12 protein-coding genes and 1 pseudogene are annotated in these 11961 nt (G+C 73.1%); 10 read left to right on the forward strand and 3 right to left on the reverse strand.

Going from position 1 to position 11961, the window contains the following annotated elements:
* The first annotated feature begins 96 nt into the window (after positions 1 to 96).
* The 7 genes from HUX53_RS07195 (at position 97) to HUX53_RS07220 (ending at position 5191) form a co-directional block, all read left to right on the forward strand.
* Positions 97 to 807: an energy-coupling factor ABC transporter permease gene (locus HUX53_RS07195; protein WP_309237098.1), complete on the forward strand. Its 711-nt coding sequence runs from the start codon at positions 97 to 99 to the stop codon at positions 805 to 807.
* 11 nt (positions 808 to 818) lie between these two features.
* Positions 819 to 1169, forward strand: a complete 351-nt coding sequence (locus tag HUX53_RS40805; protein WP_255205020.1) for a PDGLE domain-containing protein — start codon at positions 819 to 821, stop codon at positions 1167 to 1169.
* A complete protein-coding gene (gene cbiQ / locus HUX53_RS07200) occupies positions 1169 to 1933 on the forward strand; it encodes a cobalt ECF transporter T component CbiQ (RefSeq protein ID WP_176402380.1) in 765 nt (254 codons plus the stop codon). Before HUX53_RS40805 ends, cbiQ begins: the two co-directional genes overlap by 1 nt.
* Entirely contained in the window at positions 1930 to 2682 is a 753-nt protein-coding gene (locus HUX53_RS07205) for an energy-coupling factor ABC transporter ATP-binding protein (protein ID WP_176402381.1), read from the forward strand. The genes cbiQ and HUX53_RS07205 overlap by 4 nt, the downstream gene beginning before the upstream one ends.
* A 102-nt stretch (positions 2683 to 2784) precedes the next feature.
* Positions 2785 to 3732 (forward strand): ATP-binding protein, encoded by a 948-nt coding sequence (locus HUX53_RS07210; RefSeq protein ID WP_176402382.1) that lies wholly within the window; start codon positions 2785 to 2787, stop codon positions 3730 to 3732.
* A 45-nt stretch (positions 3733 to 3777) separates the two neighbouring features.
* Entirely contained in the window at positions 3778 to 4659 is an 882-nt protein-coding gene (locus tag HUX53_RS07215) for a hypothetical protein (RefSeq protein ID WP_176402383.1), read from the forward strand.
* A 55-nt stretch (positions 4660 to 4714) separates the two neighbouring features.
* Positions 4715 to 5191, forward strand: a complete 477-nt coding sequence (locus HUX53_RS07220) for a ribose-5-phosphate isomerase (protein ID WP_176402384.1) — start codon at positions 4715 to 4717, stop codon at positions 5189 to 5191.
* 9 nt (positions 5192 to 5200) lie between these two features.
* Here the strand turns inward: HUX53_RS07220 and HUX53_RS07225 are convergent, their stop codons facing one another.
* On the reverse strand, positions 5201 to 5416 hold the full coding sequence (locus HUX53_RS07225; RefSeq protein WP_176402385.1) for a hypothetical protein: 216 nt from the start codon (positions 5414 to 5416) through the stop codon (positions 5201 to 5203).
* Between the two features lie 131 nt (positions 5417 to 5547).
* Here HUX53_RS07225 and HUX53_RS07230 point away from each other — a divergent pair, with 131 nt between their 5' ends.
* Positions 5548 to 6666: a PP2C family protein-serine/threonine phosphatase gene (locus HUX53_RS07230; protein ID WP_176402386.1), complete on the forward strand. Its 1119-nt coding sequence runs from the start codon at positions 5548 to 5550 to the stop codon at positions 6664 to 6666.
* A 7-nt stretch (positions 6667 to 6673) separates the two neighbouring features.
* Here the strand turns inward: HUX53_RS07230 and HUX53_RS07235 are convergent, their stop codons facing one another.
* Positions 6674 to 7873: a protein kinase gene (locus HUX53_RS07235; protein ID WP_176402387.1), complete on the reverse strand. Its 1200-nt coding sequence runs from the start codon at positions 7871 to 7873 to the stop codon at positions 6674 to 6676.
* A gap of 237 nt (positions 7874 to 8110) precedes the next feature.
* Between HUX53_RS07235 and HUX53_RS07240 the strand changes: the two genes are divergently transcribed.
* Positions 8111 to 9475 carry a cell wall metabolism sensor histidine kinase WalK gene (locus HUX53_RS07240; RefSeq protein ID WP_176402388.1) on the forward strand — a complete coding sequence of 455 codons (1365 nt, stop codon included), beginning with the start codon at positions 8111 to 8113 and terminating at the stop codon, positions 9473 to 9475.
* Here HUX53_RS07240 and HUX53_RS07245 read toward each other — a convergent pair.
* Entirely contained in the window at positions 9472 to 10893 is a 1422-nt protein-coding gene (locus HUX53_RS07245; protein WP_309237099.1) for an amidase, read from the reverse strand. The two genes, HUX53_RS07240 and HUX53_RS07245, sit on opposite strands and share 4 nt — an antisense overlap.
* Before the next feature lie 102 nt (positions 10894 to 10995).
* Between HUX53_RS07245 and HUX53_RS07250 the strand changes: the two are divergent.
* A pseudogene (locus HUX53_RS07250) lies at positions 10996 to 11907 on the forward strand (carboxyl transferase domain-containing protein); the annotation flags it as partial.
* Positions 11908 to 11961 lie beyond the last annotated feature (54 nt).

An 11961-nucleotide genomic window follows, 5' to 3' on the forward strand; every position in this document is an offset into this window, starting at 1 on the left:
CCACATTCGGCTTGCTATTGCGAGCATGTTGCAACTACTAGGTATGTGCCGCCAAACTGGTTCTGCTGGTGATAACGGGCAGGGATGGTGAGGGACGTGCACGTACCGGACGGATTCATCGATGCTCCGGTGTCCATCGCGGCCGGTGCGGTCGCGGTGGCCGGAGTGGGCATCGCGCTGCGCGGGGCCCGGCGGGAGCTGGACGACCGCACCGCGCCGCTCGCCGGGCTGACCGCCGCGTTCGTGTTCGCCGCGCAGATGCTCAACTTCCCGGTCGCATCCGGGACGAGCGGGCATCTGCTCGGCGGGACGCTGGCGGCGATCCTCGTCGGGCCGTACACGGGCATCCTGTGCGTCTCGGTCGTCCTGCTCTTGCAGGCGCTCCTGTTCGCCGACGGCGGGCTGACCGCGCTGGGCGTCAACATCACCACGATGTCGCTCGTCACGGTCGTCGTGGGCTACGGGCTCTTCCGGCTCCTGCTGCGGGTGCTGCCCAAGACGCGGGCGTCGGTGTCGGCGGCGTCGTTCGTGGCGGCCGTCGTGTCGGTGCCCGCCGCGGCCGTCGCGTTCACGGCCATCTACGCGGTCGGCGGGACGGCGGACGTGTCCATCGCCAAGGTCGCCACCGCGATGATCGGCGTGCACGTGCTGATCGGCATCGGCGAGGCGCTGATCACCGCCGTGACGGTGTCGAGCGTGCTCGCCGTCCGTCCCGACCTCGTGTACGGGGCGCGCGGGCTGATGAAGCCGCTGAAGCTGCGCACCGCCGGCGAGGAGAACGCCGACACCGAGCCGTCGCGCGCCTGAGAGGAACTCACATGAACACCAAGCGCTTCTTCGTCGGGTTCCTGCTCGTCTCGCTCGTCCTCGCGGGCGTCGTCAGCTACTACGCGTCCAGCAACCCCGACGGGCTGGAGAAGGTCGCGGCCGACAAGGGCATCACCGCCAAGGAGAAGGACCACTCGTTCAAGGACTCCCCGCTCGGCGACTACGGCGTCAAGGGCATCGAGAACGCCCGGCTGTCCGGCGGGCTGTCCGGGGTGATCGGCGTCGGCATCGTGCTGCTCGTCGGCGGCGGGCTGTTCTGGGCCGTCCGGCGGCGCGGCGCCGAGTCCGAGCCGGCCCCGGAGAAGGACGAGGCGCCGTCCGAGCCGGCGCGGAAGGGCTGATGGGCGCGGGGCACGCGCACCGGCTCTACGTGCCGGGCGCGTCGCCGGTGCACCGGCTGCCGCCGCAGTGCAAGCTCGTCGCCGTCCTCGCGTTCGTGCTGCTGGTCGTCGCCACGCCGCGCGAACGGATCTGGGCGTTCGGCCTGTACGCGCTGCTGCTCGCGGCCGTCGCGGCGGCCGCCCGGATCCCGTTCGGGACGGTGGCGCGGCGGATCGTCATCGAAGTGCCGTTCGTCGCGTTCGCGTTCCTCCTCCCGTTCGTCGCGGAGGGGGAGAAGATCGCCGTGCTGGGATTGCGGGTGAGCGAGAGCGGGCTTTGGGGTGCCTGGAACATCCTCGCCAAGGGCACGCTCGGCGTCGTCGCGTCGATCCTGCTGGCCGCGACCACCGAGCCGCGGCTGCTGCTGCTCGGCATCGAGCGGCTGCGGATGCCGCAGCTCATCACGCAGATCGCCACGTTCATGCTGCGGTACGGGGACGTCGTCGCGGCGGAGTTGCAGCGGATGAAGGTGGCGCGCGCGTCCCGCGGGTTCGAGGCGCGCGACATCCGTGCGACGGGCGTGCTCGCGAAGTCGGTCGGCGCGCTGTTCCTGCGCTCCTACGAGCGGGGCGAGCGCGTCCACCTGGCCATGGTGAGCCGCGGCTACGACGGCCGGATGCCGCTGATGCACGACGTCGGTGCCACGACCGTGCAGTGGACGGTCGCCGCCGCGCTGCCCTCGGCCGCAGCCCTCGTCGCGCTGGCTGCTTGGATGGTTCCATGACCCCGTCGCTTGAGGTGAAGGGCCTGGCGTACGCGTATCCGGACGGTACGCAGGCCCTCTTCGGCGTCGACCTGACGATCGGACGCGGCGAGCGGGTCGCGCTGCTCGGGCCGAACGGCGCCGGGAAGACCACGCTCGTCCTGCACCTGAACGGCATCCTGCACGGCGGCCTGGGCGAGGTCAGGGTCGGCGGCCTCGCGGTCGCCCCGAAGGACAAGAAGGCGCTGCGCGAGATCCGCCGCCGCGTCGGCATCGTCTTCCAGGACCCCGACGACCAGCTGTTCATGCCGACCGTCCGCGAGGACGTCGCGTTCGGGCCCGCCAACCTCGGCATGCGCGGCCCCGACCTGGACCGCCGGGTGATGGACGCCCTGGACCGCGTCGGCATGGCGCACGTCGCCGACCGTCCGCCGCAGCACCTCAGCTTCGGGCAGCGCCGCCGCGTCGCCGTCGCCACCGTCCTGGCGATGGAGCCGGAGATCCTGGTGCTGGACGAGCCGTCCTCGAACCTGGACCCGGCGAGCCGCCGCGAGCTGGCCGAGATCCTGCTGAGCCTGGACGTGACGGTCCTGATGGTCACGCACGACCTCCCGTACGCGGCGGAGCTGTGCCCGCGCTCGGTGATCCTCTCCGGCGGCGTCATCACGGCGGACCGTCCCACCCGGGACCTGCTCATGGACGCCGGCCTGCTGGCCGCGCACCGGCTGGAGCTGCCGTTCGGCTTCGACCCGGCCGCCGCCGTCCGCTGATTCGCCGCCTCTTCGGCCGTTCCGCTTGCCTCGCCGTGCCGCCTTCGCCAGACTCGATGTCTCGACACTGGTAACGGTTTTCATATCCGAAATGAGGCATTCGTGAAGGTTGCGTTCGTCGGCAAGGGCGGCAGCGGCAAGACCACCCTGTCGTCGCTGTTCGTCCGGCACCTGGCCGGGCGCGGGCTGCCGGTGGTGGCCATCGACGCCGACATCAACCAGCACCTCGGCGTCGCGCTCGGCCTCGACGACGCGCGCGCCGCGAAGATCCCCGCGCTCGGCGACCGGCTCACCGAGGTCAAGGAGCACCTGCGCGGCGACAACCCGCGCATCTCGTCCGCGTCCGCGATGGCCAAGACCACCCCGCCCGGCGCCGGCTCGAGGCTGCTGCGGTTCCGCGGCGACGACCCGTTCCACGAGGCCGGGCAGGAAGTCGACGGCGTCACGCTGCTCGCCACCGGGCCGTTCAACGACGACGACCTCGGCGTGGCCTGCTACCACTCCAAGACCGGCGCCGTGGAGCTCTACCTCAACCACCTCGTGGACGGTCCCGGCGAGTACGTCGTCGTCGACATGACCGCCGGCGCCGACACGTTCGCGTCCGGGCTGTTCACGCGGTTCGACCTGATGTTCCTGGTCGCCGAGCCCACCCGCAAGGGCGTCGGCGTCTACCGGCAGTACACCGAGTACGCCCGCGACTACGACGTCGCGATCCGCGTCGTCGGCAACAAGGTCCAGAGCGAGGAGGACGTCGCCTACCTGCGCGAGCACGTCGGCGACGACCTGCTGACGTGGCTCGGGCAGTCCGCCGCCGTCCGGGCGCTGGAGCAGGGCCGGCACGGCGTCGCGCTGGAGGACGGCAACACCGCCGCCCTCGACCGCATGCGCGCCGAGGTCGACGGGCGCGTCAAGGACTGGGACAAGTTCCAGCGGCAGGCCGTCGAGTTCCACGTGAAGAACGCGCGGAGCTGGGCCAGCCGCGCCGCGGGCGAGGACCTGGAAACGCAGGTCGACCCGGACTTCCGGTTCCCGCCCGCCTACGCGGGGTAGCCCCGGCCCTACCGGCCGGGACCGATCACCACTACCCTGCCCGCCATGACGATGCGGCGGATGATGGTCATGGCGGGCGGTGCGGTGGTTCCCATCGCGCTCATCTCGATCCTCGTGGGCAACCAGTGGGTCGTCGACGCGATCGACGACACGGGGATCCACTGGGACGAGGGGATCGCCCCGCCGATCGCCTGGCTGCTGTTCCCGAAATGGCGGCTGACCGGCGACCAGATCGCGGGGAAGTTCATCCTGGCCCTGGACGTCAGCACGGTGCTGTTCTTCGTCCTGCTGATCCTGCTCGCGGTCGCGGGCGCCCGCGCCGTCGACCCGAACCGCGGCGCGCTCGGCGCGCTCGTGACCGGCTGGTGGGCCACGATCGTCGCGGGCGGCATCGCGGGCTTCGTGCTGGGCGTCCTGACGAACTGGGCGCTGGACCTGCCCGGCGGCAGCGGCCCCAACGTCCTCCTCTCCGTCACCCCGGGTGTGGCCTTCGGCTTCGCCTACGGCTGGCTCGCGGGCATCGGCATGCTGCTGGGCTACGTCATCACCCGGCGCGGCGCCGCGCAGCGGCAGCCCGGCCAGTTCGCGCCGCAGCAGCCGGCCATGCCGATGCAGCAGCAGGCCTACGGGCAGCCGATGCAGCCGCAGTACGCCCAGCAGCAGTACCCGCAGCAGCAACAGCAGCCGTACGTGCCGCCGCAGGCACAGCCGCAGCAGCCCGCGTGGGGCGGTGCGCCGCAGCAGCAGTACGGCGCACCGCCCGTCCCGCAGCAGCAGCCGCCCGTCCCGCAGCCGGCCGCCCCGCCGGCGCCCGAGCAGCCGGCTCAGGAGGCGCCGCCGGAGCAGGAGAAGGCGCCGGACGACGACGACCTCGGCCTCGCCGACCGGACGATCATCGACCGCCAGCGGGACGGCGAGGACACCTGACCCGGCGACCCGACCCCCGCGCACGCGGCGCTCGCCGACCTGGGAGAATCTCCGCATGCGCGTGTTTCTTGGAACCGACCATGCCGGCTTCGAGCTGAAGGAGCACCTGGTCTCCTGGCTGAAGGAGAACGGGCACGAGGCCGTCGACTGCGGCGCGTTCGAGTACGACGCCGTGGACGACTACCCGCCGTTCGTCCTGCGGGCCGCCCAGCGGACGGCCGCGGAGCCGGGGACGCTCGGCATCGTGGTCGGCGGTTCCGGCAACGGCGAGGCGATCGCCGCCAACAAGGTCAAGGGCGTGCGGGCCGCGCTCGTCTGGAACGAGGACACCGCGAAGCTCGCCCGCGAGCACAACGACGCCAACGTCATCGCGCTGGGCGCCCGCCAGCACGACCTGGCCACCGCGGCCCGCTTCGTCGAGCTGTTCATCGAGACGACCTACTCCAAGGAGCCCCGCCACACCCGCCGCATCAACATGCTCACCGCCTACGAAGAAACCGGCGACCTCCCCCCGCTCCCCAACGAAGCCTGACGCGGCTGGTTAGAGGTCGTTTTGTGGGGGTTTGCGGGCGGGGATGCCTCGTTTGTCCTGGCGGCGGCGTTCGTTCTTGGCGGCCTTCGTCCGTTTGGCGGGTTCGGCGGGTTTGGCCTGGGCGGGCGTGGCGGGCGGCGGTTCCTCGCCCTCGGGGCGGGGGCGCGAGACGTCCCGTGCTCGCATCGCCGCGTTCACCGTGATCCGCATGCCGGGCTGCACCATGCGCCGTCTCCTCTCACCGCGGGACCAGGTCTTCACATACCCATATAAAACGAAGCTGGACCGTTGCAAAGAGTCACCGGTGCCGCGGATACCGACCGGCCGGGGTGATTGCTCGATACAGTGCCGGAGTCATGCTTCAACGACTGGTGCAGCTCCTTCCGCCGCGGCTGCGTGCCGCGCTGCGCCGGATTCCCGTGCTCGTGGCGCTGTACCGGCTGGCCCGGCAGGGGAAGCTGACCAGGGAGCGGAACGTCTTCGCGGTCCTGGCGGTACTGGCGATCGCGATCGGGTTCGCCACCACCAGCGACTCGCGCGGCCTGGCGCCGTCCGGCGCGCTGGTGCTGATCGTGCTCGGCGGCGGGCTGCTGCTGAAGGTGCGCAGCCTGCTCGCGCTGCTCGGCGTCGTCGTCGCGATGGCGGCCTACAACGCCTGGCAGGACGTGGCCGCGATCGGCCCCGGCATGATCGCCACGCTGACGATCACCGCGGTGCTGGCGCTCACCCTGGCCCGGACGCGGCAGCAGCTCGGCGTGCAGGGGCTGCGCGGCGACTCGATGCTGCTGGAGCTGCGCGACCGGCTGCGGCGGCAGGGCGAGATGCCCGAGCTGCCGGACGGCTGGGACTCGCAGGTCGTGATGCTGCAGGCCGGCGGGTCGTCGTTCGGCGGCGACTTCGTCGTGTCGCACTACGACGGCGACTCGCTGGAGGTGGCGCTCGTCGACGTCTCCGGGAAGGGCACCGACGCGGGGACCCGGGCACTGATGCTGTCGGGCGCGTTCGGCGGGCTTCTTGGATCGGTCCAGACTGACCGTTTCCTGCCGTCCTGCAACGGTTACCTGCAGCGCCAGCGGTGGGACGAGGGGTTCGTCACGGCCGTGCACGTCGTCGTCGACCTGAAGTCGGGGGAGTACACGGTCGAGTCGGCCGGGCATCCGCCGGCGGTCCAGTTCGACGCGGGCAGCGGCGAGTGGAAGGTCAGCTCCGCCAAGGGCGTGGTGCTGGGCGTGGTGCCCGACCTGAACTGCGTCCCGGAGAAGGGGAAGCTGCGTCCCGGCGACGCCCTCCTCCTCTACACCGACGGGCTCGTGGAGTCACCCGGCAGCGACCTGGACGCCGGCATCGACCGGCTGCTCGGGGAGGCGGAGCGGCTCGTCCCGCAGGGGTTCGGCCGCGGCGCGCGCGAACTGGTCGAGACGATGTCGGCGACCCGCGACGACGACTGCGCCCTCGTGCTGATCTGGCGCACCTGACCGGCGCTCAGCCGCGCTTGTGCTTGCCCTTGTGCTTGCCGTGCCGCGGTTTGTGCTTCGGCTTCTGCGTTCCCGGCTTGATGACGGTCGCCCGCTTCGGCGGCGTGGCCGACGCCGTCGGAGTCGACGGGACGGGGGTGGACGGCGCCGGCGGGGTGTCGCTCTTGCCCTGCGTGAGCCCGGCGATGACGGCGCCGATCACGATGGTGCCGGCGGCGGCGCCGATGCCCGCCAGCAGCCGGGTCCGGGTGGACGACAGGGCGTCCGCCACGCCGAGCGGCGTGAACGCCTTGGTGTCGGTCTCCTCCCAGGAGGGACGGCCGGACGGTGCCGGGGCGTCCGGCCGGTGCGGCCGCGGTGCCGGGTCCGCGTCGGGCCATCCGCCGACGTGCGGCTGGGGCTGCGGCTGCTCGACGAGGGCGAGCAGCAGGTCGGACGCGGTGGGACGGTCGGCCGGGTCCGCCGCGAGCGCGGACCGGACGGCGGGCACGAGCGGTTCCGGCAGCCGGGACAGGTCGGGGTCCCCGGTGCGCAGCGTCGCGGGGTCGCCGCCGATCGGCATCTGGCCCGTCCCGGCGTGCGCGATGAGGCAGCCCCAGGCGAAGATGTCGGCGGCCGGGGTCGCGGGGCCGCCGACGAGCACCTCCGGCGCCATCCAGCCGGGCGTGCCGAGCACCTTGCCGGACGCGTCGGCGCCGTCCGCGTCGTCCTGGCCGCTGGCGATGCCGAAGTCGATGACGCGGCAGCCGGACAGCGTGAGCATCACGTTGGCGGGTTTCAGGTCGCGGTGCACGAGCCCCGCGGCGTGGATCGCGGCGAGCGCGGACGCGACGCCGACGGCGACGCCGTGCAGGTCGGCGGGCGGCAGCGGGCCGTCGGCGACGAGCCGGTTGTGCAGCGAGATGCCGCCGACGTAGTCGGTGACGAGGTAGGGGCGGCCGTTCTCCTCGCCGTGCGCGAGGACCCGCGCGGTGCAGAACGACGCCACGCGGCTCGCGAGGTACGCCTCGTCCTTGAACCGGCGGCGGTAGACGGGGTCGCCCGCCAGGTGCGGATGGATCGTCTTCACCGCGACGCGCCCGCCGGACACGGGGTCGGCGCCGAGGTAGACCGTCCCCATGCCGCCCGACCCGAGCCGGCCGAGCAGCGTGTGCCCGGCGACCTGGCGCGGGTCGGCGGGGTCGAGCGGCCTGATGTCTCCGTCCATGCGGTGTTCCTGGCTCCCTCAGTTCTCTCCCGTCCGTCCATCCCCGCTTGGCGGCAGATTATGGGCCGGTTCCCGAAGGAAGTGCGGAAACGTGTGCGGCACGCCGCCGCGGCACGCGTCCACCGCCGCGCGCGGGCGCCGTCCGCCCCGCGGTGAGGTTTCGCAGGGGCATGACCTGGAACAACCTTCTCTGCGCCACCCCCGGGGCGCTGCGGGCAGAGGGGGAGGATCGCCGGGGTGCGGATCTTCGGGGACGTGCTGTCACCGGCGTGCTGGTCGGTGCGGACCCGCGTGACCGCCGCCGCGACCGTCCTCGTCGGCCTGCTCCTCGTGGTCGGCGTCGTGCTCTTCTACCAGGTCGTGCGGAGCACGGTGTTCGACGGGCTGCACAACCAGGGGAGCCTCGTCGTCGCCGACCTCGGCACGCTCGTCCGCGAGACCGACCCGCGCGGGACCCTGCACGTCCAGGACCCCGACTTCACCTTGCTGCAGGTCGTCGACGGCGAGGGGGGCGTGCTCGCGGCGAGCGAGTCGCTGTCCGGGCGCGGGCCGCTGAAGGTGCCGGAGCCGCGGGTGACGGGCAGGCCGGAGTACCGCACCGTGCATGTACGGGGTAAGGCCGACGTCTACCTGGTCTCCGAGAAGCTGCAGACCCGCGAGGGCGTCCGGATCGTGCACGCGGGCGCGCCCATCAACGAGTACACGCGCTACAAGGGCTCGTTCATCGGCCTGCTCGTGGCGACGGCGCTCATCGCGACCGCCGCGGTCGGCTGGATCGTGTCGCTGTCGGTGCGGCGCGCGCTGCGGCCGGTGCGGGTGATGAGCGGCGAGCTGGCGGAGATCACCGGCGGCGAGTCGGACCGGCGGGTCACCGTCCCGGGCCCGAACGACGAGGTCTCCGACCTGGCCGAGTCGGTGAACGTGACGCTGGACCGGCTGGCGGACGTCCTGGCCCGGCAGCGCGCGTTCGTCGCGGACGTCTCGCACGAGCTGCGCAGCCCGCTGACCGGCCTGCGCGCCCAGCTGGAGGTCGCGCTGGAGCATCCGGAGGACGAGGACTGGCCGGCGGTCGCGCGGGCGGCGCTCGGCGACGCCGACCGGCTGCAGGGCATCGTCAGCGACCTGCTCATCCTGGCGAAGCTCGGCGCCGGCGTGCACGTCGAGCGGGAGCGCGTCGACCTCGGCGAGTTGGCGCGGGCGGAGGCGAGCCGGCGGGCGCGGCGCGTCCCCGTCGAGGTCGACGCGGCGGCGGGCGTCATGGCGCGGGCCACCCCGCACCATCTGGCGCGGGTGCTGACGAACCTGCTCGACAACGCCGAGCGGCACGCGGCGTCGCGGGTCTGGATGACGGTGGCGGCGGACGGGCCGGAGGCGGTGCTGGAGGTCCGCGACGACGGCTCGGGCATCGCGCCCGAGGACCGCGAGCGGATCTTCTGGCGGTTCCAGCGGCTCCCGGAGGGCCGGGCGCGGGACGCCGGCGGCACCGGCCTCGGCCTGACGATCTCCCGCGACATCGCCCGCGCGCACGGCGGCACGCTCGTCGCCGCGGACAGCGACCGGGGCGCCCGGTTCGTCCTGCGCGTCCCCCTCGACCCCCGCTAGCGATTGGCGATCGGCGGGCGCCGGGTCGCATGCCGGGTGGCCTGCTCGAAGGCGTGGCCGATCTGCAGGACGGCGAAGTCCGCGTGGTGCGGGCCGACGATCTGTAGGCCGACCGGCAGGCCGTCCGAGGTGAACCCGGCGGGAACCGACAGCGCGGGGCACCCGGTCGCCGACACGAGGAAGCAGGAACGCATCCACTCCAGGTAGTCGGGCATGGGGTGCCCGGCCACCTCGTCCGGGTACTCGATGCCCGCGTCGAACGGCGGCACCTGGCTGACCGGCAGGAGGAGCGCGTCGTACCGCTCGAAGAACCGCCGGACGCGGTGGAAGAGGGCGGTGTGCATCATTTCGGCGCGTCCGAGGTCGGCGCCGGTGAGGGTGCGCCCGGCCTCGATGTTCTCCGCGAGGGACGGCTTCAAGTCGCCGGGACGTTCGTCCAGGAGGGGGCGGAGGGCGATGTCCCAGTGCCAGGCGCGCAACGTCCGGAACACCTCGTCGGCGCCGGTCAGGTCGGGGCACGCCGCCTCGACCGCGCACCCCAGTTCCTCGAACACCTTGACGGCGGGTTCGAGGACGCCGGTGACGGCCGGGTCGACGGGGACCGTCCCGCCGAGGTCGGGGGACCAGGCGACGCGGAGCCCGGCGAGGTCCCGGTCGAGCGGCCCGGCGAACGCCGAGCCGGGCGTGTCCAGGGCGATGGGGCTGCGCGGGTCGGGCCCGGCGAGCACGGACAGCAGCAGCGCCACGTCCGCGACCTCGCGGGCCATCGGGCCTTGCACGCCCATCGTCGCCCAGCCCGCCGGCACCGGCCACGACGGCACCCGCCCGGGCGACGGGCGGAACCCGACGACATTGCAGAACGACGCGGGGTTGCGCAGCGAGCCGCCCATGTCGCTGCCGTCCGCGAGCGGGTGCATGCCGCACGCCAGCGCCGCCGCCGCGCCGCCGCTGCTGCCGCCCGCCGACCGGGACGGGTCGTAGGGGTTGCGGGTCAGGCCGAAGAGCGGGTTGAACGTGTGCGACCCGGCGGCGAACTCCGGCACGTTCGTCTTGCCGAGCGTGATGACGCCGGCGGCGCGCATCCGCTCGATGACCAGCTCGTCCTCGTCCGGGACGTGGTCGGCGAAGATCGGTGAGCCGGACGTGGTGCGGACGCCCCCCGTCGCGTGCGTGTCCTTGTGCGCGACGGGCAGGCCGTGCAGCGGCCCCGGCAGCTCCCCGGCGGCCAGCCGCTCGTCGGCGTCCCGCGCCTGCTCCGCCGCCCGCTCCGCGAGGAGCGTGACGATGGCGTTGACCTGCGGATTCGTCCGCTCGATCTGGTCGAGATGGGCCTGCACGACCTCGCGCGCCGACAGCTCGCGGGCGCGGATCCGGCGCGCCAGCTCCCGTGCGGACGCGAAACAGATCTCCTCGGACACGTGCGCTTCCCTTCTGCCGGGTTCCTCCCAGTGTCCACCCCCGGCTGCCGGACGGCCCGGTCTTGCGGCCATCATGCTGGGAAGACCGGCGGAAGGGGCGGCGTGGCGGAACGGGTCGGGGCGCGCGAACTGCTGCGCCGCGTGCTGGACGACGTTTGGACATCCTGGGACGAACCGCCCTTGGGGGAGCCGTCACCCTCGTCCCCCTACGGCCGTGATCTGGCCGCGGCCCGGGAGCGCAGCGGATGCGACGAGGCCGTCCTCACCGGCGAGGGCCTGCTGCGCGGCCGCCGCGTCGCGTTCGTCGTGTCGGAGTTCCGCTTCCTCGCCGGCTCGATCGGCCTGGCCACCGCCGACCGGATCGTCGCGGCCGTCGAACGCGCCACCGCCGAGCGCCTCCCGCTGCTCGCCGCGCCGTCCTCGGGCGGCACCCGCATGCAGGAGGGGACGGCGGCGTTCGTCCAGATGGCCCGGATCACGGCGGCCGTCGCCGCGCACCGTGCCGCCAGGCTGCCGTACCTCGTCTACCTGCGGCATCCCACGACCGGCGGGGTGTTCGCATCGTGGGGATCGCTCGGCCACGTCACGGCCGCCGAGCCGGGCGCGCTGATCGGCTTCCTCGGGCCGCGCGTGTACGAGGGACTGTACGGGGAGGCGTTCCCGCCGGGCGTGCAGGTCGCCGAGAACCTCGCGGCCAAGGGCCTGCTGGACGCCGTCGTCGGCATAGACGATCTCGCCGAGGTGGCGTCGCGGGCGTTGAACGTCCTGTGCGGGAGGCCGCCTTCAGCGGCGGTGGAACTGCCGTCCGGAAGCTCGCCTTCGGACGGGACGGCGTGGGAGTCGATCGAACGCTCCCGGCGCCCGGACCGTCCGGGCGTCCGCGAACTGCTCCGGCACGGCGCCACCGACGTGACCTTGCTGTCGGGCACCGGGCAGGGCGAGGCCGACCCCGGCCTGGAACTCGCCCTGGCCCGCTTCGGCGCGGCGCCCTGCGTCCTGGTCGGCCAGGACCGGGGCCTGTCTCTTATACCCATCCCCGAGCCCACCAGACGGACTCCCAGCTCGTAA

It is taken from the genome of Actinomadura sp. BRA 177 (genome assembly GCF_013372625.1).
Classification (GTDB): Bacteria; Actinomycetota; Actinomycetes; order Streptosporangiales; family Streptosporangiaceae; genus Spirillospora.